This is a genomic window from Variovorax sp. SG517 (assembly GCF_013376045.1).
In the GTDB taxonomy this organism is placed as follows: domain Bacteria; phylum Pseudomonadota; class Gammaproteobacteria; order Burkholderiales; family Burkholderiaceae_C; genus Variovorax.
In genome coordinates, this window is record NZ_JABMJG010000005.1 from 396,750 (window position 1) to 418,742 (window position 21,993).

General features: G+C 68.0%; 21 protein-coding genes. 15 read left to right on the top strand and 6 right to left on the bottom strand.

Going from position 1 to position 21,993, the window contains the following annotated elements:
- Nucleotides 1–17: 17 nt before the first annotated feature.
- Nucleotides 18–611, top strand: coding sequence for a biotin transporter BioY (locus tag FHT32_RS17715; protein ID WP_176665915.1), 594 nt, complete (start codon nt 18–20; stop codon nt 609–611).
- A 10-nt stretch (nt 612–621) separates the two neighbouring features.
- On the opposite strand, the gene FHT32_RS17720 is transcribed toward FHT32_RS17715, so the two are convergent.
- A complete protein-coding gene (locus FHT32_RS17720) occupies nt 622–1,101 on the bottom strand; it encodes a DUF6314 family protein (protein WP_176665916.1) in 480 nt (159 codons plus the stop codon).
- Nucleotides 1,102–1,288: 187 nt separating this feature from the next.
- On the opposite strand from FHT32_RS17720, the gene FHT32_RS17725 reads away from it, so the two are divergent.
- Nucleotides 1,289–1,669 carry a helicase SNF2 gene (locus tag FHT32_RS17725; RefSeq protein WP_176665917.1) on the top strand — a complete coding sequence of 127 codons (381 nt, stop codon included), beginning with the start codon at nt 1,289–1,291 and terminating at the stop codon, nt 1,667–1,669.
- Between the two features lie 76 nt (nt 1,670–1,745).
- Here the strand turns inward: FHT32_RS17725 and FHT32_RS17730 are convergent, their stop codons facing one another.
- On the bottom strand, nt 1,746–2,414 hold the full coding sequence (locus FHT32_RS17730) for a hypothetical protein (RefSeq protein ID WP_256099038.1): 669 nt from the start codon (nt 2,412–2,414) through the stop codon (nt 1,746–1,748).
- A 251-nt stretch (nt 2,415–2,665) separates the two neighbouring features.
- Here FHT32_RS17730 and FHT32_RS17735 point away from each other — a divergent pair, with 251 nt between their 5' ends.
- From FHT32_RS17735 to FHT32_RS17750, 4 genes are read left to right on the top strand one after another with little or no spacing between them, the layout of a single operon-like run.
- Nucleotides 2,666–3,271, top strand: a complete 606-nt coding sequence (locus FHT32_RS17735; protein ID WP_176665918.1) for a hypothetical protein — start codon at nt 2,666–2,668, stop codon at nt 3,269–3,271.
- Complete coding sequence (locus tag FHT32_RS17740) at nt 3,268–5,094, top strand: VanW family protein (protein ID WP_371132189.1); 1,827 nt, start codon at nt 3,268–3,270, stop codon at nt 5,092–5,094. The genes FHT32_RS17735 and FHT32_RS17740 overlap by 4 nt, the downstream gene beginning before the upstream one ends.
- 42 nt (nt 5,095–5,136) lie before the next feature.
- Nucleotides 5,137–6,822 carry an FxLYD domain-containing protein gene (locus FHT32_RS17745; RefSeq protein ID WP_176665920.1) on the top strand — a complete coding sequence of 562 codons (1,686 nt, stop codon included), beginning with the start codon at nt 5,137–5,139 and terminating at the stop codon, nt 6,820–6,822.
- A 45-nt stretch (nt 6,823–6,867) separates the two neighbouring features.
- A complete protein-coding gene (locus tag FHT32_RS17750; protein WP_176666090.1) occupies nt 6,868–7,848 on the top strand; it encodes an LLM class flavin-dependent oxidoreductase in 981 nt (326 codons plus the stop codon).
- Nucleotides 7,849–7,970: 122 nt separating this feature from the next.
- Here FHT32_RS17750 and FHT32_RS17755 read toward each other — a convergent pair whose 3' ends face one another.
- Nucleotides 7,971–9,698 (bottom strand): long-chain fatty acid--CoA ligase, encoded by a 1,728-nt coding sequence (locus tag FHT32_RS17755; RefSeq protein ID WP_176665921.1) that lies wholly within the window; start codon nt 9,696–9,698, stop codon nt 7,971–7,973.
- A gap of 187 nt (nt 9,699–9,885) precedes the next feature.
- Here FHT32_RS17755 and mnmA point away from each other — a divergent pair, with 187 nt between their 5' ends.
- Complete coding sequence (mnmA, locus tag FHT32_RS17760) at nt 9,886–10,992, top strand: tRNA 2-thiouridine(34) synthase MnmA (RefSeq protein WP_176665922.1); 1,107 nt, start codon at nt 9,886–9,888, stop codon at nt 10,990–10,992.
- Nucleotides 10,993–10,998: 6 nt separating this feature from the next.
- Here the strand turns inward: mnmA and FHT32_RS17765 are convergent, their stop codons facing one another.
- From FHT32_RS17765 to FHT32_RS17775, 3 genes are all read right to left on the bottom strand, one after another.
- Nucleotides 10,999–11,490, bottom strand: coding sequence for an NUDIX hydrolase (locus tag FHT32_RS17765; RefSeq protein WP_176665923.1), 492 nt, complete (start codon nt 11,488–11,490; stop codon nt 10,999–11,001).
- Between the two features lie 13 nt (nt 11,491–11,503).
- Nucleotides 11,504–11,941 (bottom strand): DUF4019 domain-containing protein, encoded by a 438-nt coding sequence (locus FHT32_RS17770; protein WP_176665924.1) that lies wholly within the window; start codon nt 11,939–11,941, stop codon nt 11,504–11,506.
- A 67-nt stretch (nt 11,942–12,008) separates the two neighbouring features.
- Entirely contained in the window at nt 12,009–12,722 is a 714-nt protein-coding gene (locus FHT32_RS17775) for a response regulator transcription factor (protein ID WP_176665925.1), read from the bottom strand.
- A gap of 449 nt (nt 12,723–13,171) precedes the next feature.
- On the opposite strand from FHT32_RS17775, the gene FHT32_RS17780 reads away from it, so the two are divergent.
- The 8 genes from FHT32_RS17780 to FHT32_RS17815 all read left to right on the top strand — a co-directional run bounded on the left by FHT32_RS17780 (nt 13,172) and on the right by FHT32_RS17815 (nt 21,951).
- Nucleotides 13,172–14,314 carry a Re/Si-specific NAD(P)(+) transhydrogenase subunit alpha gene (locus FHT32_RS17780; RefSeq protein ID WP_176665926.1) on the top strand — a complete coding sequence of 381 codons (1,143 nt, stop codon included), beginning with the start codon at nt 13,172–13,174 and terminating at the stop codon, nt 14,312–14,314.
- 31 nt (nt 14,315–14,345) lie between these two features.
- Nucleotides 14,346–14,678: an NAD(P) transhydrogenase subunit alpha gene (locus tag FHT32_RS17785; RefSeq protein ID WP_176665927.1), complete on the top strand. Its 333-nt coding sequence runs from the start codon at nt 14,346–14,348 to the stop codon at nt 14,676–14,678.
- Nucleotides 14,675–16,099, top strand: coding sequence for an NAD(P)(+) transhydrogenase (Re/Si-specific) subunit beta (locus tag FHT32_RS17790; RefSeq protein WP_176665928.1), 1,425 nt, complete (start codon nt 14,675–14,677; stop codon nt 16,097–16,099). The genes FHT32_RS17785 and FHT32_RS17790 overlap by 4 nt, the downstream gene beginning before the upstream one ends.
- 100 nt (nt 16,100–16,199) lie before the next feature.
- Complete coding sequence (locus FHT32_RS17795; protein ID WP_176665929.1) at nt 16,200–17,879, top strand: long-chain-fatty-acid--CoA ligase; 1,680 nt, start codon at nt 16,200–16,202, stop codon at nt 17,877–17,879.
- A gap of 75 nt (nt 17,880–17,954) precedes the next feature.
- On the top strand, nt 17,955–18,959 hold the full coding sequence (locus FHT32_RS17800) for an ABC transporter permease subunit (RefSeq protein ID WP_176665930.1): 1,005 nt from the start codon (nt 17,955–17,957) through the stop codon (nt 18,957–18,959).
- A 4-nt stretch (nt 18,960–18,963) separates the two neighbouring features.
- Nucleotides 18,964–19,875, top strand: coding sequence for an ABC transporter permease subunit (locus FHT32_RS17805; protein ID WP_176665931.1), 912 nt, complete (start codon nt 18,964–18,966; stop codon nt 19,873–19,875).
- Between the two features lie 16 nt (nt 19,876–19,891).
- On the top strand, nt 19,892–20,917 hold the full coding sequence (locus FHT32_RS17810) for an ABC transporter ATP-binding protein (RefSeq protein ID WP_176665932.1): 1,026 nt from the start codon (nt 19,892–19,894) through the stop codon (nt 20,915–20,917).
- Entirely contained in the window at nt 20,914–21,951 is a 1,038-nt protein-coding gene (locus tag FHT32_RS17815) for a dipeptide ABC transporter ATP-binding protein (RefSeq protein ID WP_176665933.1), read from the top strand. The genes FHT32_RS17810 and FHT32_RS17815 overlap by 4 nt, the downstream gene beginning before the upstream one ends.
- Nucleotides 21,952–21,993: the final 42 nt, after the last annotated feature.

Sequence of the window (21,993 nt, forward strand, 5' to 3'; positions counted from 1 at the left end):
TCTCGATTGCGACTGCCATGACCACCACTTCAGGCTCCCTCACTTCCTCCCGTTCGCTGTCGTACATCGCGCTGTTCGCGGCGCTGATGGCGGTTTTCGGCCTGATCCCGAAGATCGACCTGCCCTTCGGCGTGCCGATCACGCTGCAGTCGCTGGGCGTGATGCTCGCGGGCTGCCTGCTGGGGCCGCGCCGGGGCTTCCTGGCCATCGCGCTGTTCCTGCTGGCGGTGGCGCTGGGCCTGCCGCTGCTGCCCGGCGGCCGCGGCGGGCTGAGCGTGTTCGTGGCGCCGGCAGGCGGCTTCCTGTTCGGCTGGATGTTCGGCGCCTTCGCCTGCGGCTTGCTGATGCGCCTGGCCGTGCGACGCATCGGCGGGGCGACGGGGCTTGCGCTGCTGGCGGCGGCTTTCCTCTCCGCGCTGGTCGGCGGGATCGGCGTGGTCTACGCCTTCGGCATCGTCGGGCTTTCGTGGATCGCCCACATGTCGCTGTCGCAGGCAGCGGTGGCCATGCTGGTGTTCATTCCGGGCGACCTCATCAAGTGCGGCATCTGCGCGGTGCTGGTGCAGACCGTGATGCGCGGCATGCCGGCGTGGCGCCTCGACCGCGACTGAGCGGTTTCCCTCAGCCTCGCCGGCTGAAGACAGTTTCCGAAAGGTAGTCCTTGCGCGGGCCGTGCACCACGTGGCGGATGGTGAAGGTGCCGTCGGGCAGGAAGCGGTAGCTGCTGTCGTAGGTGTCGGGCGTGCACAGGTGCGTGGCCGAGCCGGCGAGCCCATTGCCGTCGCGCACGATGGCGATCGCGTGGAACAGGCGCGGCGGCGTCTCGGCGAAATGCACCGCGAAGCCGCCGGGCGCGCGTTCGAAGACGTATTCGCGGTGCCCTTCGAACTCCTTGCCGTCGGCCAGGCGGATGCGGCCTTCCTCGCGGTAGCTGAGCATTCCCTCGGCTTCCAGCGGCGTGAACCTGGCGACGCCGCTCATGGTCGCCTGGCCTTCGATGGTGCGCTGCAGCCTCCATTCGCCCGCGAGCCGGTCGAACACGGTGTCGGGGCTTCCCCAGAAGGACGGATGGGGTGAAAGGGCGTGGGCTGGCTCGCTCATGCGGGGACTCTACGACAGGCGCCGATCCGCCTTCCTGGCGGGCGATTGTTTCCAGGGTGTGAACACCGTGGTTCCATTGTCTAAGGGTTTTTACTTAGACAACGGGCGCACAATTCTTCCCATGGACCAGCCCTTCAGCTGATCCAGACCAAGAACCAGAACCGAACCAATTGAAGGACACATCCAAATGACCGCCTCGAAGCTCCTCTCCGCCGTTTCCCTCGCCCTGCTGGCCGCTGCCGGCGCCGCCCACGCCGAAACCTATGAAGGCGTGCACCCGCTGACCTCGGCCGCCAGCCGCGCCGACGTCGCCAGCCAGGCTGTGGTTGCCGCCCACAGCGCCAACCCCTACGCCACCGGTGCCAACGCCGGCCCGGCCCCGGTGATCGTCTCGACCGCCAGCCGCGCTGCCGTCCGCTCCGAAGCCGTGGCTGCCGCCCGCAGCGGCGACCCGTACGCCGAAGGCGCTTCGTCGGGCGTGGCCCCGATCGTCGCCAGCTCGGTGGACCGCGCCGCGGTTCGTGCCGCAGCCCGCGCTGCCGCCCATGGCGATGCGCTGCCGCTGTAATCCGCTGCAGAGCTGAAGACTCGAAAGCCGGGCCATGCGTATGCATGGCCCGGCTTTTTTGCGTCCGCCTTTTAAATCAGCGTGCGGGCAGCAGCCGCAGCTGCGCGGTGAGGATGGGCGCGCAGCCGTCGTCCAGGGCCTCTTGCAGCTCGACGGACCACCGCGAGGCATCGAGCCCGGCCTCCGCGCGCAGCTCGCAGGCATAGAGTAGCCGGCCGTCGCGTGTCTCCTCGCGCGAGGCGACGGCTTCGCAGCAGCGTTCGCCGGCGGCATCGGCTGTGCGGTGCCGCATCAGGCGCATGGCGATGCGTTCAGGCGCCACCGTGCGCTCGTCCTCCTGTGCGGCCGGCACCGTCGCGCGCAAGCGCAGTTCCAGCGGCTCGCCCACGCGAAAGCCTTCGCCGCGCTCCAGCGAGATGTTCTCCAGCGCCACCCGCACCCGGCGGCGTTCGCGCAGCCTCATGACGACGGCCAGCACCGACAGCACCGAGAAGACGCCGAAGAAGGGCAAGCCCACCAGCATCCAGAGCCATTGCCATCCGCCGGCCAGCGACCAGCGCATCGCCTGGAAGCCGAAGAGGGCCATGAACACCAGCACCGCCAGCGCGACCAGCCAGGCGATCCGGTCGGCGGCCGTCCTTTGCATGCGCTCCGTGGCCTGCGGCATGGCGGAGGTCCACGAGGTGGGCAGGCGCTCGTCGGCCGATGCGGAGGCGGGGTCTGGAAGGCGGTGTTGCTGCGGCATGGAGAGCCGCCGAGCATAGCCAGCGGCCCCGGGCTAACCCGGCCTTATGGCGGAGCCGGCTTCGCCATAAGGCGCATTGCCTTGCCATGGCGCATCCTTCATGATGGTGCGATACGGAAGGGGTGGCCGTCGGACATCATGCTTTCGCATTACCGCGTCATCGTGGTGCGCCCGGGTGAAAATACCGGCACGCTTCCGCCAGGAAAAAAGAAAGCATGACCCGTTGCCGCCGAGGCGGCAGCCCAACACGCATGGCACTCACTCTCGACCCCGAAGACACGCGCGGACGCATCCACGACCTGGTGTGGAGCGGCTTTTATCCCGATGCCGATGTCGAGTGGATGATCACCGACGAGTACCTCGACCCCGACGAAATCACCAGCGAAGACCGTGCCTGGGTCAAGGCCGAGGCAGCGAGCGCATGCGCCGCCAAGCGCGCCGCCGAGGCCGCGTGGCCCGCGCAGACCGAATACGACCGGCTCGAGGCCGTGTTCGCGCAGCTGCGCAGCGAGAAGATCATCGCGCTGCATCGCGCGGGCAACACCCTCGCCGACGGCCACGACGACGTGCGCGAGCAGTGGCGCGCGGCCGGCCGGGCGGAGTCGGGCATCCGGGGCTGCTGCTTCTATCACGCACAGGACCTCGAACGTGCGGTGCGCACCGGCCGCCTGCACCTGGCCTTCAGCGGCGGGATGATTCCCGAGATCGACCAGCGCGAGGCCAACACCATGGCCGTGGGCCGCCGCATCGTCGACTTGCTGCGCGCGGCCGGCTTCGGCGTGCAGTGGAGCGGCAACATCGAGGAGCGCATCGAAGCCGACCTCGGCCAATGGCGCAAGCGAGGCCCCTCCGCGTGAGCGTGCAGGCCTGGCAGCCGCCGCGCCGCATCGACGCGATCGACTTCTGGCTGCGCTCGCGGCTCCTGGCCACCGCCCACGCGCTGCGCGAGACGCTGCGGCCCTCGGCTCGCCGGTGGACCGAAGGCAGCCACGCACTGGCCGATGCGCCGGTGCTCGCCCACTACCGCACTCCGTTGTGGACCGACGGCCGCGCCGACGAATTCCCGCTCGTGGCCGGCAAGGTGCAGAACCTGCGCGTCGCGCGCCGCGCCTTCGATGCCGTCGAGGTACCGGCCGGCGAGGTGCTGAGCTTCTGGCGGCAGCTGGGCAGGCCCGCCGCGTGGCGCGGCTTCGTGCAGGGCCGCGAGTTGCGCGGCGGCTGCGTGGTGCCGACGCTGGCCGGCGGGCTGTGCCAGCTGTCGAACGCGCTCGCCACGGTGGCGTCGCGTGCGGGCTTCGAGCTGGTGGAGCGGCACGGGCACACGGCGCGCATCGAGCAGGCCGGCGAGCCGGGCTCGGATGCCGTCGACGCGACGGTGTTCTGGAACTACGTCGATCTGAAGGTGCGCGCCAGGCACGCGTGGCGGCTCGAAGTGGAGCTGACCGGCTCGGAGCTGGTGCTGCGCATCCGCGGCCGCGGAGCATCGGCCGTGCCTTTCGCGCCCGTCACGATGCGCCGCACGAACGAAGACGCGAGCGCCCCTCTGCCGGTGGCGCGCGGCTGCCTCAGCTGCGACCAGACGGCCTGCTTCCGCCATCGCCCGCAGGTCGATGTCGGCCCGCAGGGCCTCACCGTCGCGCTGCTCGACACGTGGACGCCGGAGTTCGCGCGCTACCTGCGCGAGGAACATCCGAGCGCGCAGCGCATGCAGCCGGTGCCGATGCGGCTCGCCTTCTGGCGCCGGCCCGCGACGGGCTGGCACCGCGAGCCGGCGGCCGTGGCCCCGCAGACACCGTGGGCACCGTGGACCGCAAGCCTGCGCCGCGCGCTGTGGCAGCGGCTGTGGGCCCGGCGCGCGGGACGGCGCCAGGCCAGCCTGATCGACGGCCAGCGCTGGCTCGCGCAGGCTTTCGCGGCGCGGCTGAAGCCGGAGCACACGCAGCTGGTGGTCGAACAGTCGCTGCTGCCGCACCTGCAGCGCCTCGGCGCGCTCGACGGCCGCAGCGTCGTCGTGCTGGCAGGCGCGCTGCCGATGGCCGACATCGAGCAGCGGTTGGACGAGGCCTCGCGGCGCTGGCCCGATGACGCCACCTTGCGCGACTTCCGCGCCGATCCGTCGCTGGTGCGTGCGGAGTCGCTGGCAATGGCGCGCGCGTCGGCCATCGTCACGCCGCATGCCGAAGTCGCACGGCGGCTGGCGGCCCTGGCTCCGCAGGCGATGCTGCGGAAGCTCGAATGGGCGCTGCCTCGGGCCGGGGCCGTCGTTCGTACGGATGCCGATCACCCGCTCATCGTCTTCGCAGCGAGCGCGCTGGCGCGCAAGGGCGCGCGCGAGCTGGCCGCGGCGCTGCAGGACTGGCCGTGCCGCCTGCGCGTGCTGGGCTCGCCCTCGGACGATGCGCGGCTCTGGCGGGGCATCGGCCACGTGGAATACATGAACTGGCAGGGCGACTGGCTGGCCGGCGCCCACGTCGTCGTGCTGCCGGCGCATGTCGAGCACTCGCCGCGCGCGCTGCTGCGCGCCGTGGCGGCCGGCGTGCCGGTGGTGGCGTCGACGGCATGCGGCCTGGGCGCGCTGCCGGGCGCGCGCGAGATTGCACCCGGCGACGTGGAGGCGCTTCGCACCGCGCTGCGGGCGGCGTGCCGGGCCGACGATCTCGCCGATGCTTTCGGTTGGTAGAGCGCCGCTGCAATAGAAAAAAACGGGAGCAGCATTTCAGACATGACCATCGATCTCCAGACGCTCAAGTGCGGCGAATGCGGCAGCAGCGTGCTCAAGCGCACCGGCCTCAACGAATACACCTGCGAGCACTGCGGCTCCGTCACGCTGGTGGAAGACAACGTCTCCGACCGGCTGGAGCGCGTGCTCAACCAGGTGAAGAACGAGGCCGGACGCCGCCTCGCGGCCGAAGAGGCGCGCAGGCAGGCGCTGATGATGCGCAAGGTCGGCATCGGGGTGGCCGTCGCGGTGGGCGCGGTGGTGCTCTTCGGCGTTGTGGGCGTGTTCCTCGGCAGTCGCAATGCCGACACGCGCGGCACATCCGCACCGCAGCGTGTGGTGGCCGCCGTCGACCGCACCATTCCCGTCGAGGGGCTCAAGCTCGACGAGCCGCGGCAAGTACTCGTGGGCAGCGGCAGCTCGGCCACCCCCAAGCTGCTGGTGGTGGCGCGCAACGAGACGGGCAAGCCGCTGTCGCGCGCGGGCATCCGGGCCGTGTACTACGACGGCGAGAGCAAGCTCGACGAACGCAGCGAGACGCTTCCGGTCGCCGTGCTCGAGCCCGGCGAAAGCGCTCCGATGCTGGTCGACATGCCCAGCGGCAAGAACGTCACGCGGCAGGAGCTGCGCGTGCAGAAGCTGGCCGAGCCCTACAGCGCGGTGAAGGGGCCGCGCATGGCGTTCTCGCGCGTGCGGCTGGTGCAGCAGGGCGACCGGGTGCGGCTGGTGGGCCGCATCGTCAACGACCGCAAGGACGCCACCGTGCTCGGCGGCTTCGAGGTGCTGGTCACGCTGTACGACGACGCGGGGCAGGTGATCGGCTTCGGCCACGGCTACGGGCAGGCCAACGAGATCCAGCCCGGCGGGCGGACCTCGGTGGACGTGAGCATCTCGCGCTTCGGCCGCGCGGCGGCCATCGCGGCGTGGGACTACCGCATCGGCTACAGCACCGTCGAGGCCTCGGGCGGACGCACGCCGGTGCTGAACGCGGAGCGCGTGATCCGCACCGCGGGCGGACCGGAGAGCTTCAACCCCGAGCTGCGCCTGGGCACCGACGACCTGCTGGCCGACGACAGCGAGCGCTTCGACGAGAAGCAGCTCGAGCTGCTGCCGCTGGTGGACGGGCGCAACAACATCCAGCAGCGGCTCTTCCTGGGCGAACTGGTCAACCGCAGCACCGATGCCGTCGTGCTCGCGCCGGGCGGCGTGATCTCGCGCTTCAGCGGCAGCAAGGCGCACGGCACGACCACGATCTCGGGGCTGGCGTACCTGTATCCCGGCGAGCGCTTTCCCATCTACCTGGAGCCGCAGGACATGGAGCGCATCACCGACACGCGCATCGAGTGGAAGCCGATGCGCCGCGCGGCGCTGCCCGGCCCGCGCAAGCCGCTGGAGGTGAAGGTGGCGGGCACCAAGGCCGAGATCGGCAGCGTGCTGCTCAACTTCAGCCAGCGCTTTTCGTACAAATACGTGGTGGTCAGCGGCAGCGTGAAGAACCCGGGCACGGGCATCGTCGGCAAGGTGCGGCTGTGGGTGAGCCTGCGCGATCGCAACGGGCAGCTCACGGGCTTCAAGCTGGTGGACAACCTGCCGGCCATTGCGCCGGGCGAGAGCGTGCCCTTCCAGGCGAGCGTGGAGCAGAACGGCCGCGACTTCGCGAGCGTGACCACGCTATACCAAACCGAATAGCCCCTGCGGCGACGGAAATGGGCGCTTCGCGCCATGATCGCGCCCATGATTCCGTTCTCCATCCTCGACCTTTCCCCGATCACCGAGGGCAGCGACGCCGCGCAGTCGTTCCGCAACTCGCTCTCGCTGGCGCAGCATGGCGAGAAGCTGGGCTACACGCGCTACTGGCTGGCCGAGCACCACGGCATGCCGGGCATCGCGAGCGCGGCCACCGCCGTGCTGCTGGCCTACGTGGGAGCGGGCACTTCCACCATCCGCATCGGCGCCGGCGGCGTGATGCTGCCGAACCACTCGCCGCTGGTGATCGCCGAGCAGTTCGGCACGCTGGAGTCGCTCTACCCCGGGCGCGTCGACCTCGGGCTGGGGCGCGCTCCCGGTTCCGACCAGCGCACCGCGCGGGCCCTGCGGCGCAACCTGGAGTCGGACGCTGACCAGTTCCCGCAGGACGTGATCGAGCTGATGGACTTCATGTCGAAGAACCCGCAGCAGCCGGTGCGCGCCGTGCCCGGCGCGGGGCTGGAGGTGCCGGTGTGGATCCTCGGGTCGAGCACCTTCGGCGCGCAGCTCGCGGCGCACCTGGGGCTGCCCTATGCCTTCGCCTCGCACTTCGCGCCGCAGCAGATCATGCAGGCCATCCAGATCTACCGCGAGACCTTCAAGCCCTCGGCGCAGCTGCAGAAGCCGTACGTGATGCTGGGCTTCAACGTGTTCGCGGCCGACACCGACGAGGAGGCCGAGTTCCGCGCCACCTCGTGGCAGCAGGCCTTCGTGAACCTGCGCAGCGGCCGGCCGGGGCGTCTGCCGCCGCCGGTGGAGGGCTACCGGCAGAAGGTCGGTCCGGCGGAGAACGCGCTGCTCGACTCGGTGCTGTCGTGCTCGGCAGTGGGTTCGGTCGAGACGGTGAAGAAGGGCGTGGAAGCCTTCGTCGCGCGCACCGGCGCGGACGAGCTCATGATCACCTCGCAGGTGTTCGACCACGTGGCCCGGCTGCGCTCTTACGAGCTGCTCGCCGAAGCCTTTCACTAGGCTCGCCCCCAGGCTTCGCGCACTGCGTGTCGCTTCGCCAACCCCCTACCGGGGGCAACACCTGAGGCCCGGCAAAGCCGGTTCCTCGGTGTTCCACGAAAAAGCCGGGTGCCGCTCGGCTGCTATGCCGCCCGCTTGCGGGCTTCCTCGTCGACGAGGTCCTTCTTCGAGAGCTTGCCCACGGCGGTCTTGGGCAGCTCGGCGCGGATTTCCAGCGCGCCGATCATCTCGTGCTTGCCCAGGCGGTTCTTCAGGAAGGCCTTGAGTTCGTCGAGCGTCAGCTCGGACGCGCCGTCCTTCAGCTTCACGAAGGCCTTGGGCGACTGGCCGCGGTACTCGTCCGGAATGCCGATCACGCAGACCTCGGCCACCGAAGGGTGTTCGTACACCGCCTCCTCCAGCACGCGCGGATAGACGTTGTAGCCGCCGCACAGCAGCATGTCCTTGGTGCGGTCGACGATGTAGAGGTAGCCGTCGGCATCCATCTTCGCGACGTCGCCGCTGCGGAAGTAGCCGTCGGGCGTCATCGAATCGGCGGTGGCCTTGGGGTTGTTCCAGTAGCCCTTCATCACGTTGGGGCCCTTGATGCAGAGTTCGCCCGCTTCGCCGAAGGCGGTCACGTCTTTGGAGGGATCGTCCAGGCTCACCAGCTTGATGCGCACCTGCGGCAGCGGCATGCCGCACGAGCCCGCCTTACGAAGGCCGCGCGCGGGCGTGAAGGTGCCCACGGGCGAGGTCTCGGTCATGCCCCAGCCTTCGTTGAGATGGCAGCCGGTGAGCTCGAAGAAGCGCTGCTCCACCTCCACCGGCAGCGGCGCACCGCCCGAGCCGCAGAACTTGAGCGAGCGCAGGTCCATCTCCCTGGCCTTGGGGTGCGAGAGGATCGCGGTGTACATCGTCGGCACGCCGGGGAACACGCTGATGCGGCTGGCGGCGAGCTCGTTCATCACCGCGTCGACGTCGAAGCGCGTGTGCAGCACCAGCGCCGCGCCCAGGCGCACGCCGAGCAGCATCGCCGCGCTCAGCGCGAAGATGTGGAAGAGCGGCAGCACCACCAGGAAGCGTTCCTTGCCTTCCTCCAGGATGGGCGGCTCGCCCCGGGTCGATTCGTAGTATTGCGCGGAGGCCGACGTGAGATTGGCGTGCGTGAGCATCGCGCCCTTGGGCAGGCCGGTGGTGCCGCCGGTGTACTGCAGCACCACGATCTCTTCTGCGAGGTCGCCCAGCGGATAGGTCCTGTGCGTGCCTTCGCTTTTCAGCAGGTCGGCGAAGCGCACGTGCCGGTCGTCCACGGGCACCGGGGCGATCTGGCCGGCGCCCTGCAGCTGGGCCTGCACCTTGTCGCCCATGGCGCCATAGTCGCCGAGGCTGCCGACCACCAGTGTCTTCAGGCGCGAGTTGTCGAGCAGGCGCGCCATCTGCGGGTAGAGGTTGACGAGGTCGAGCGTGACGAGGATGTCGGTGCGGCTGTCCTCGATCTTGTGGGCCAGCACGCGCTCGGCGTCCAGCGGCGAGTAGTTGACGACCGTGCCGCCGGCCTTCAGCACCGCGAAGAAGGCGATCGGGTAGTGCGGCGTGTTGGGCAGGTAGAGGCCGACGTGCACGCCGGGCTTCACGCCCAGGTCCTGCAGGCCCTTGGCCGCGCGTTCGACCGCGGCACCGAGCTCGCGGTAGGTGATGGCCTGGCCCATGAATTCGACCGCCGAACGGTCGGGCCAGCGCTCGACGGCCTCGTCGAGCATCTGCTGCACCGGCTTGATGGGCAGTTCGGCATCCCAGCGCATGCCCTGCGGGTAGGCGCTGATCCAGGGCGTGCTTTCGCCGAAGGAAGCTGGGGAAGGGGCGGCCATGCGTCTTGTCTCCGCTGGTTGTTGTTGCTGCAAATCGCCTGGCGGATCTGTGCCGCCTTCGTCCGGAGGCACTTTAGCGCCGGCCTTCGCGGCGCGAAGCCGCGGGCTGACAAACCGGCGACACGGGTTTTCCCGATTTCCCACACGCCACGGCCCCCTTGCGCGGGGCTGGGACAATAGGGGGCTTATGGCAAAGCATCGGATCGTTGTGGGACTCAGCGGCGGAGTGGACTCCGCGGTGACGGCGCACCTGCTCAAGCAGCAGGGGCACGAGGTGGTCGGCATCTTCATGAAGAACTGGGAAGACGACGACGACAGCGAGTACTGCTCGTCGAACATCGACTTCGTGGACGCCGCCAGCGTGGCCGACGTGCTGGGCATCGAGATCGAGCACGTCAACTTCGCGGCCGACTACAAGGACCGCGTGTTCGCCGAGTTCCTGCGCGAGTACAAGGCCGGCCGCACGCCCAACCCCGACGTGCTGTGCAACGCCGAGATCAAGTTCAAGGCCTTCCTCGACCACGCCATGCGCCTGGGCGCCGAGAAGATCGCCACCGGCCACTACGCCCGCGTGCGGCTGAACGAGGCCACCGGTGGGCACGAGTTGCTCAAGGGGCTCGACCCCTCGAAGGACCAGAGCTACTTCCTGCACCGCCTGAACCAGGCGCAGCTGTCGAAGACGCTGTTCCCGGTCGGCGAACTGCACAAGACCGAGGTGCGCCGCATCGCCGAGGAAATCGGCCTGCCCAACGCGAAGAAGAAGGACTCGACCGGCATCTGCTTCATCGGCGAGCGGCCGTTTCGCGAGTTTCTGAACCGCTACATCTCCAAGGAGCCGGGCCCGATCAAGGACGACCGCGGCCGCAAGCTGGGCGAGCACCAGGGGCTGAGCTTCTACACGCTGGGCCAGCGGCAGGGCCTGGGCATCGGCGGGGTGAAGGAAAAGGGCGCGCAGCGCGGCTCCGGCGACCATTCGCCCTGGTTCGTGGCGCGCAAGGACATCGAGAAGAACACGCTGTGGGTGGTGCAGGGGCACGACCACCCGTGGCTGCTGTCGTCGCAGCTGAAGGCGGACGACGCGAGCTGGATTTCCGGCGAGCCGCCGGTGCCGGGCGGCTACGGCTCGAAGGCGCGCTACCGGCAGGCGGATGCGGCCTGCGAGATGGAAGCGGAAGCGGGAGAGGCCGGCACCTTCGGCCTGCGTTTCGGGCAAGCGCAGTGGGCGGTGACGCCGGGGCAGTCGGCCGTGCTCTACGACGGCGAACGCTGCCTTGGCGGCGGCGTCATCGTCTGAGCCTCTTCAATCAGGAGCGGATCGCACGGAGTCGTCGACGTGGACGACGTCCAGCGGGTGGCGCTTGCCGGCGAGGTGGTCCTCGATGCACTGCAGCAGCAGCGGGCTGCGATGCCGGGCAACGCTGGCCCGGATTTCATCGGCCGTCATCCACAAGGTGCGCACGATGCCTTCGTCGAGCGCACGGTCTGACTCGAAGGCGCCCAGCGTGCCTGTGAACGCGAAACGCATGTAGGTGGTGTCTTCACCGCGTTCCGCCTGCGGCCGGGAACGCGCCATATAGATGCCGATGAGCGCAGTTGGTGTGAAATGATGGGCGGTTTCCTCCAGCGTTTCGCGCGCGCAGCCCTCGGCGGGCGATTCGCCGGGGTCCAGGTGCCCGGCCGGTGTGTTGAGCCGCAGGCCGTCGCTGGTCTGCTCCTCGACCAGCAGGAAGCGCCCGTCGCGCTCGATCACCGCAGCCACGGTGACGTTGGGTTTCCAGCGCGGACCTGCCATGTTTTCTGTTCCCCTATTTCAGTGCGTAGCCGCTGAAGCGCCAGACGCGGTCCTGGTCGAGATGGAAGCTCACGAGTTCGCGCACAGTGCCGTCTGGCTTGCTCGCGAACCGGGTCTCGTATTCGATGCTGACGTACTGGCCGGCCGTGTCGCTGTCCGGGGCGGTAACGACCTGGCGGTTGACCGACACCCAGGTGCGCATCTGCGGCATGCCGATCTGAGCCCGGCTGCGGGCGACCTGGCTGACGAACTCGGCGCGCGTCACCCGCTTGCGCGTGCCCGGGGCGGCGCCGTCCCACAGCTCGCCGGCCTTGCCCTGGTCGATCATGTCGATCGCCTGCATGCCGCCGCGCACCATGTCGCTCGCCTCCAATATTTCCTGCGCGGCGGCCGGGCCGAGCCAGCTCCAGAGCAATGTGGCGGCGAGCAGCAGCCGGATCATCGGATTCATTCGTCTCTTTCCTCGTGGCGTCGGGCGAATCGCCGCAGGCTACTTTAGCTCGCCGGAAATTCCGGGGTCAGCGTGCGTTGACTCCGGGCAACGCGTCGGCCTCGATGGTCTCGAGCCGGTAGCCCAGGCCGTAGATGGCCAGCAGCAGGAAGCCGTTTGCGGGGCGCAGGTCGAGCTTGGTCCGCAGGCGCGAGATGTGGGTGTCGAGCGAGCGCGAGAGCGCCTCGATGCCCAGGCCCCAGACGGCCTCGTGCAGATGCTCCCGCGAGAGCAGCCGGCCGAGGTTCTGAAACAGGAAGAGGGCGAGCTCGTACTCGCGGTTCTTCAACTCGACCTGCACGCCGCGGACCTTCAGCACGCGCGAGGGCGGATAGAAGTGATACGGGCCGAAGACCAGTTCGGCCTCGTGCTGCGCCGGATAGGAGCGGCGCAGCAGCGCGTTCACGCGGGCTTCGAGTTCTCCGGCGCGGGCCGGCTTGGCCATGAAGTCGTCCGCGCCGGCGTTGAGGCCTTCGACCATGTCGGCCTCGCCGGGCTTGTCGGACACGAAAAGAATGGGAAGCCGGCTGTTGAGATCCCGGCGGATGGTCGCTACCACCTCGGGGCCCTTCATGTCGGGAAGTTTCCAGCCGAGTATCAGCAGATCGAAGGTCTGGCGGCGCATTGCCTGCAGCAGTGCCTTTCCTTCCGTGTAGGGATGGCACTCGTGATCGAGTGCCGCCATGGTCCGGCTGATCCGCTTGAAGTGATCAACACCTTCATCGAGTACCGCGATTCGCATTCCTACCCCTTCTTCCTCCCTTCGTCAGCTTCCGTGAACTGGCGATTGTTAGTAGAAGTGTATCTATCTGCGACTAAGGTAAAGTTTTTGGATTTCCAAATAATGCACGCAAATCGAGTATTTCAACTTGCTTGTTAACGAAGTTAACAGCAGTTGGATACAAATGGAGATTTCGATTCACGGGCCTCCGTCAGTCATTGGAAGTACTTTGCCGGCACCATCCCGCCGGAATCGGGCCTGCCTGCCTCTTACCCTCCGCCGACTCTTCCCGTGGATCGCTATCGAATACCCGGATTCGCTATCAATTGAATAGCGGAAGTTATAGTATCCATAAGCTCCTCGAAGCTTTGGGATGAAAACGACAGAGCACTCCGGCGACAGCGATCGGCTGTAATCTTGCTGTAAGCTGCCGGCATTCCCCCTGTGCCCCTTGCTCTGAGGAGATCTCTATGCTGATAGGCGTGCCCGCCGAGACACTGGCAGGCGAAACCCGCGTGGCTGTTACACCTGAGACGGTGAAGAAACTTGTCGCCTCAGGGCACACCGTACGGGTGCAGTCGGGGGCAGGCGTCGCGGCCAGCGTCACCGACGGCGCCTATCAGGCCGCAGGTGCGGAGATCACCGACCAATCGGGTGCCTTCTCCGCCGACATGGTGCTCAAGGTGCGCACCCCGACCGAATCGGAAACCGCGCTGCTGAAGTCCGGGGCCGTGGTCATCGGCATGCTCAATCCCTTCGACGCGGCCGGCTTGCAGCGCCTGGCCGCAGCCGGCGTCACCGGCTTCGCGCTCGAAGCCGCGCCGCGCACCACGCGCGCCCAGAGCATGGACGTGCTCAGCTCCCAAGCCAACATCGCAGGCTACAAGGCCGTGATGATCGCGGCCGACAAGTACCAGCGCTTCTTCCCCATGCTCATGACGGCGGCCGGCACGGTGAAGGCCGCGCGCGTGGTCATCCTGGGCGTGGGCGTGGCGGGCCTGCAGGCCATTGCCACGGCCAAGCGCCTGGGCGCCGTCATCGAGGCGTCCGATGTGCGCCCGAGCGTCAAGGAGCAGATCGAGTCGCTGGGCGGCAAGTTCATCGACGTGCCCTACGAGACGCAGGAAGAGAAAGACGCGGCCGAAGGTGTCGGCGGCTACGCCCGCCCGATGCCCGCGAGCTGGCTCACCCGCCAGCAGGCCGAGGTCGCCAAGCGCGTGGCGCTGGCCGACGTGGTCATCAGCACCGCGCTCATCCCGGGGCGCGCCGCGCCGACGCTCATCACCGAGGACATGGTCAAGTCGATGAAGCCGGGCTCGGTGATCGTCGACATCGCTGCCGGCAAGGGCCCAGTCAATCCCGATGGTGGCATCGGCGGCAACTGCCCGCTGTCGGAGGCCGACAAGACCGTCGTGAAGCACGGCGTGACCATCGTGGGCGAGACCAACCTCGCCGCGCTCGTGGCGGCCGACGCCTCGGCGCTGTACGCACGCAATGTGCTCGACTTCCTCAAGCTCATCGTCACCAAGGAGGGCGCGCTGAAGATCGACCTCGAGGACGACATCGTCGCCGCCTGCCGCGTCACGCACGACGGCCAGGTCACGAAGAAGTAACGCAACAAGCAACGCCGTCGAGGAGAAGAACATGGACATCGTCTCTCACACAGTCATCAACCTGATCATCTTCGTGCTGGCCATCTACGTGGGCTACCACGTCGTGTGGACCGTCACGCCCGCGCTGCATACGCCGCTGATGGCCGTGACCAACGCCATCTCGGCCATCGTGATCGTGGGCGCCATGCTGGCGGCCGCGCTCACCGACACGCCGCTGGGCAAGACCATGGGCGTGCTGGCCGTGGCGCTGGCCGCGGTGAACGTCTTCGGCGGCTTCCTCGTCACGCGGCGGATGCTGGAGATGTTCAAGAAGAAAGAAAAGAAGGCCGCCCCCGCAGCCAACGCCGAGGGAGCCGCCAAGTGAGCATGAACCTCGTCACGCTGCTGTACCTCGTTGCCAGCATCTGCTTCATCCAGGCCCTGAAGGGCCTGAGCCATCCCACCACCTCGATCCGCGGCAACATCTTCGGCATGACCGGCATGGCGATCGCCGTGCTGACCACGGGCGCGCTGATCTACAAGCTGGCCAGCGGCAACCTGAACGGCCTGGCCTACGTGCTGGTCGCGCTGGTCGTCGGCGGCGGCCTGGGCGCCTACATGGCCAACAAGGTCGAGATGACCAAGATGCCCGAGCTGGTCGCCTTCATGCACAGCATGATCGGCCTGGCGGCGGTGTTCATCGCGGTGGCCGCGGTGGCCGAGCCGCACGCCTTCGGCATCGCGCTCAAGGACGACCCGATCCCGAGCGGCAACCGGCTCGAGCTGTTCCTGGGGGCGGCCATCGGCGCCATCACCTTCAGCGGCTCGGTCATTGCCTTCGGCAAGCTCTCGGGCAAGTACAAGTTCCGCCTGTTCCAGGGCGCGCCGGTGCAGTTCGCGGGGCAGCACATGCTCAACCTCGTGCTGGGCCTGGCGACCATCGGCCTGGGGCTGGTGTTCGTGTTCACCGAAAGCTGGCCGGCCTTCTTCGCGATGCTGGCGCTGGCCTTCGTGATGGGCGTGCTCATCATCATCCCGATCGGCGGCGCCGACATGCCGGTGGTGGTGTCGATGCTCAACAGCTACTCGGGCTGGGCGGCCGCGGGCATCGGCTTCAGCCTGAACAACGCGATGCTGATCGTGGCCGGTTCGCTGGTGGGGTCCTCGGGCGCGATCCTGAGCTACATCATGTGCAAGGCCATGAACCGCTCGTTCTTCAACGTGATCCTGGGCGGCTTCGGCGGCGACGCGGCCGCGGCCACGGGCGGCGCGAAGGAGCAGCGCCCCGTGAAGAGCGGCAGCGCCGACGACGCGGCCTTCGTGCTCGGCAACGCCGAGACGGTGGTGATCGTGCCGGGCTACGGCCTCGCGGTGGCCCGCGCCCAGCATGCGGTGAAGGAGCTCGCGCAGAAGCTCGTCGAGAAGGGCATCACCGTGAAGTACGCCATCCACCCGGTGGCGGGCCGCATGCCCGGCCACATGAACGTGCTGCTGGCGGAGGCCGAGGTGCCCTACGACCAGGTGTTCGAGATGGAGGACATCAACGGCGAGTTCGGCCAGGCCGACGTGGCGATCATCCTGGGCGCCAACGACGTGGTGAACCCGGCCGCGCACACCAAGGGCAGCCCGATCTACGGCATGCCGATCCTGGAGGCCTACAAGGCCAAGACCGTCATCGTCAACAAGCGCTCCATGGCCGCGGGCTACGCCGGCCTGGACAACGAGCTCTTCTACATGGACAAGACCATGATGGTCTTTGGCGATGCCAAAAAAGTAGTGGAAGATATGGGCAAGGCCATCGAATAGGCCGAAGGTCCCCGTCCGCGCAGTGGACGAGCTCTTCGCGGCGCCACTTCGTGCGCCGTTTTCGTTTTCAACAGTCCGACTCCCGGAGGAGACAAATCCAATGACCGATCGTCCCTGGCTCAGCAGCTATCCGCAGGGCGTGCCTGCCGATATCGATGCCTCGCAGTACCCCTCGCTGGTCGCGCTCATGGAAGAGAGCTTCACGAAGTACGCGGACCGCACGGCCTACAGCTTCATGGGCAAGGACATCAGCTATGCCGAGACCGACAGGCAGAGCAAGTCCTTCGCGGGCTACCTGCAGGGGCTGGGCCTGGCCAAGGGCGACCGCGTCGCGGTCATGATGCCCAACTGCCCGCAGTACCCGATCGCGGTGGCTGGCATCCTGCGCGCCGGGCTGATCCTGGTCAACGTGAACCCGCTGTACACGCCGCGCGAGCTCGAGCACCAGCTCAAGGACTCGGGCGCGAAGGCGATCGTCATCATGGAGAACTTCGGCACCACGCTGCAGCAGTGCATCGCGAGCACGCCGGTCAAGCACATCGTGCTGGCTTCCATGGGCGACCGCCTCGGCTTCCTGAAGGGCGCCCTCGTCAACTACGTGGTGCGCAACGTCAAGAAGATGGTGCCCGCGTTCAGCCTGCCGGGCGCGGTGCGCTTCAACGATGCGCTCGACAAGGGCGCGGGCGCCTCGCTCAAGCCAGTGGCCATCGGCCCCGACGACGTGGCGGTGCTGCAGTACACCGGCGGCACCACCGGCGTGTCGAAGGGCGCGGTGCTGCTGCATCGCAACGTGATCGCCAACGTGCTGCAGTCCGAGGCCTGGAACGAGCCGGTCATGAACAAGGTGCCGGCCAACGAGCAGCCCACGGGCGTGTGCGCGCTGCCGCTCTATCACATCTTCGCGTTCACGGTCGGCATGATGCTGAGCATGCGCACGGGCGGCAAGCTGATCCTGATCCCGAATCCGCGCGACATCCCCGGCGTGCTGAAGGAGCTGTCGAAGCACACGATCCACAGCTTCCCGGCCGTCAACACGCTGTTCAACGGCCTGGCGAACCATCCCGACTTCAACACCGTCAACTGGAAGAACCTGAAGGTCTCGGTGGGCGGCGGCATGGCGGTGCAGGCTGCGGTGGCGAAGCTCTGGCTCGAGAAGACCGGCTGCCCGATCTGCGAGGGCTACGGCCTTTCCGAGACCTCGCCCTCGGCCACCTGCAACCCGACCAACAGCACCGCCTACACCGGCACCATCGGCCTGCCGCTGCCGAGCACCTGGCTCAAGCTGCTCGACGATGAAGGCAACGAGGTGCCCGCCGGCGAGCGTGGCGAGATCGCCATCAAGGGCCCGCAGGTGATGGCGGGCTACTGGCAGCGCCCCGACGAGACCGCCAAGGTCATGACGGCCGACGGCTACTTCAAGAGCGGCGACATCGGCGTGGTCGACGAGCGCGGCTACTTCAAGGTGGTCGACCGCAAGAAGGACATGATCCTGGTGTCGGGCTTCAACGTGTACCCGAACGAGGTCGAGGACGTGGTCGCACTCATTCCGGGCGTGCTCGAATGCGCAGCGGTCGGCGTGCCCGACGACAAGACCGGTGAAGCAGTGAAGCTCGTCATCGTCAAGAAAGACCCTTCGCTCACGGAGGCTCAGGTGCGCGAATACTGCAGAGCAAACCTTACGGGTTACAAGCAGCCGCGCATCGTAGAGTTTCGTACCGACATGCCGAAGACGCCGGTCGGCAAGATCCTTCGCCGCGAGCTGCGCGACGCCAAGAAGTAAGCGCGCAGGCACGCGCTGAAGTAAGGGTTCGGCCCGGGTGGGGCCAAGGCATCGATCTTGCATATTCGCGGGTCGATGCTCAGGTTTGTCTTTACCCGTTTGAGTCTGTTGGTGCCGACCTTCTTCGGCATGACACTGCTCGCCTTCTTCCTCATCCGGCTGGTGCCGGGCGACCCCATCGAGACCATGGCCGGCGAGCGCGGGATCGACCCCGCGCGCCATGCCGAGCTGCGCACCGCCTATGGCTTCGACAAGCCGGTGATCGTGCAGTACGGCATCTACATCGCCCGCGTTCTGCACGGCGATCTCGGCAAGTCGCTCATCACGCAGGACACGGTGATGAGCGAGTTCCTCTCGCTCTTTCCGGCCACCGTCGAACTCGCGGTGTGCGCCATCCTTTTCGCGCTGCTGCTGGGGCTTCCGGCCGGCATCCTCGCGGCGGTGCGGCGCAACTCCATCTTCGACCACGGCGTGATGGCCACCTCGCTCACCGGCTACTCGATGCCGATCTTCTGGTGGGGGCTGCTGCTGATCCTGTTCTTCTCGGTGCAGCTCGGATGGACGCCCGTGTCGGGCCGCATCGCCGTGCAGTACTACGTCGAGCCCGACACCGGCTTCCTGCTGATCGACGCGCTGCGCGCCGGCGACACCGACGCCTTCTGGTCGGCGCTGCACCACCTGATCCTGCCGGCCGTGGTGCTGGGCACCGTGCCGCTCGCGGTGATCGCGCGCATGACGCGCTCGGCCATGCTCGAAGTGCTGGGCGAGGACTACATCCGCACCGCGCGCGCCAAGGGGCTTTCGCGTTTTCGCGTGGTGGGGCTGCATGCACTGCGCAACGCGCTCATTCCGGTCGTGACCGTCGTCGGGCTGCAGGTGGGCGCGCTGTTCACGGGCGCCATCCTCACCGAGACCATCTTCTCGTGGCCGGGTGTCGGCAAGTGGCTCATCGAAGCGATCGGCCGGCGCGACTACCCGGTGCTGCAGGGCGGCATGCTGCTGCTCGGCGGCATCGTGATGCTGGTGAATCTTCTCGTCGACGTGGCTTACGGCGTCATCAACCCGCGGATCAGGCGCTGAGCTCATGGCGACCACGACACAAACCGTTTCGACCCATGGCGTGAAGAGCGCCGCACCCCCCGGCCCCTGGCGCGAATTCTGGACGGCCTTCTCGGCCAACCGGGGCGCGGTCATCGGGCTCGCCACCATCGTCGTGCTGCTGCTGGTCGCGCTGTTCGCGCCGTGGATCGCACCGCACGCGCCGAACGAAACCAACAGCGCCGTCTTCCTCCAGCCGCCGGCGTGGCAGCAGGGCGGTTCCATGAGCTACCTGCTGGGCACCGACGCCATCGGCCGCGACATTCTTTCGCGGCTCATGTACGGCGCGCGCCTGTCGCTTTCGATCGGCGTCGCGGTGGTGGCGCTGTCGGTGGTCGTGGGCGTGGTGCTGGGGCTCGTTGCGGGCTTCTTCCGCGGGGTGATCGAGATCGCGATCATGCGGCTGATGGACATCGTGCTCACGCTGCCGAGCCTGCTGCTGGCCATCGTGATCGTCGCGATCCTCGGGCCGGGGCTCATCAACGCGATGCTCGCGGTGGCCATCGTGGTGCTGCCGCACTATGTGCGCATCACGCGCGCTGCTGTCATCGCCGAGGTCTCGCGCGATTACGTCACTGCCGCGCGTGTTAGCGGCGCAAGCACGCTGCGGCTGATGTTCCGCGAGGTGCTGCCCAACTGCGCCGCGCCGCTGATCGTGCAGGCCTCGCTCGGCATCTCCACCGCCATCCTCGACGCGGCGGCGCTCGGCTTCCTCGGCCTCGGCGCGCAGCCGCCGTCGCCCGAATGGGGAACCATGCTGGCCGACGCGCGCGAGTTTGTGCTGCGCGCGTGGTGGGTCGTCACCTTTCCCGGCATGGCGATCCTTGCGGCCGTGCTCGCATTCAATCTTCTGGGCGATGGGCTGCGCGATGCCCTCGACCCCAAGCTCAAGCGCTAAAGCAAAGGAAAAAAAGATGCCTTTGCTGGACATCAAGGACCTCCACGTCGAGTTCCCTACGCAGGGCGGCGTGCTGCACGCGGTCGACGGCGTGAGCTTCAGCCTCGAGGAAGGCGAGGTGCTCGGCATCGTCGGCGAATCGGGCTCGGGCAAGAGCGTCACGATGATGGCGCTGATGGGGCTCGTCGGCTTCCCGGGGCGCGTGCGCGCGGAGCACATGCGCTTCGCGGGCAACGACCTGCTCGGCATTTCCGACAAGGCGCGCCGCGCGCTGGTCGGCAAGGAGGTCGCGATGATCTTCCAGGAGCCGACCACCAGCCTCAACCCCTGCTTCACCATCGGCTTCCAGCTGATGGAGACGCTGCGGCTGCACCTGAAGCTCGACAAGCGCGAAGCGAAGAAGCGCGCGACCGAGCTGCTGGAGCAGGTGGGCATTCCGGCCGCCTCGTCGCGCCTGGGCAGCTATCCGCACCAGCTCTCGGGCGGCATGAACCAGCGCGTGATGATCGCGATGGCCATCGCCTGCAACCCGCGCCTGCTGATCGCCGACGAGCCGACCACGGCGCTCGACGTGACTATCCAGGCGCAGATCCTCGACCTGCTGCGCGACCTGCAGAAGGAGCGCGGCATGGCGCTGGTGCTCATCACGCACAACATGGGCGTGGTCAGCGAAATGGCGCAGCGCATCGCCGTGATGTATGCGGGCCAGGTGATGGAGCACCAGCGCGTCGACCGGCTCTTCGCGCAGCCGCAGCATCCCTACACCGAGGCGCTGCTGGCGGCGCTGCCCGAGCGCGCCGCGCCGGAGGGGCGCCTGGCGACCATCAGCGGCGTGGTGCCCGGCGTGCACGACCGGCCCGAGGGCTGCCTGTTCGCGCCGCGCTGCAGCTACGTCACCGAGCGTGCCTGCCAGGTGCGCCCGGCGCTGCGCGAGTCGCACGGCGCCGAGGTGCGCTGCCACTTCCCCCTCGGCGACCCGGACCGGGCCCGAGCCATCGCGAGCGATCCGCCGAAGCACCGGACGGTGGAGGTCGCGGCATGAGCGAGGCATCCACCGAAGTGGTGGTCGAGGCGAAGAACCTTCAGCGCACCTACGACATCCGCCGCGGGTTGTTCCGCGCGCCCTCGCAGCTGCGCGCCGTAGGCGACATCTCCTTTCGCATCGAGCGCGGCCGCACGCTGGCGGTGGTGGGCGAATCGGGCTGCGGCAAGTCGACGCTGGCGCGGATGGTCGCGCTGATCGAGAAGCCGACTGCGGGCCAGCTCACGCTGGTCGGCGCGGACGCGGTGAGCCCGCCGGCGGAGCGCAAGCGCGAGTTGCGCCAAGCCGTGCAGCTGGTTTTTCAGAATCCCTACGGCTCGCTCAACCCACGCAAGAAGATCGCGACGGTGCTCGAAGACCCGCTGGCCATCAACACCAGCATCGGCAAGCAGGAACGCGCGGCCAAGGCGCGCGACATGCTCGCGCGCGTGGGCCTGCGGCCCGAGTACGTCAACCGCTATCCGCACATGTTCTCGGGCGGCCAGCGCCAGCGCATCGCCATCGCCCGCGCGCTGATGCTGAGCCCGCGCCTGCTGGTGGCCGACGAGCCGGTGTCGGCGCTCGACGTGTCGATCCAGGCGCAGGTGCTGAACCTGCTGGCCGACCTGCAGGCCGAGCTGGGCCTGGCGTATCTCTTCATCTCGCACGACCTGGGCGTGGTGCGGCACATCGCGCACGACGTGCTCGTGATGTATCTCGGCCATGCGGTAGAGCAGGGGCCGAAGTCGCGCATCTTCGCGCGGCCGCTGCATCCGTACACGCAGGCGCTGCTGGCGTCCACGCCGGGGCTCAGCAGCCAGCGCATCGTGCTCAAGGGCGAGCTGCCGTCGCCGCTGAATCCGCCATCGGGCTGCGTGTTCAGCACGCGCTGCCCGCACGTGGAGCCGCGCTGCCGCGAAGAGCGGCCGCTGCCACGCATGCTCGACGAGCGGCTGGTGGCCTGTCACTTTTCGGAGAAGTTCCTTGAAGGTGCACCGCTCGTGCGAGCCGATGTTCCCTCCGCCGCCCCTGTCGCGACGGCGGCGAATCCGTAGTGTTCCCCCAGTTCCCGTTCCCGCAGTTCTTTCAACCGTGAA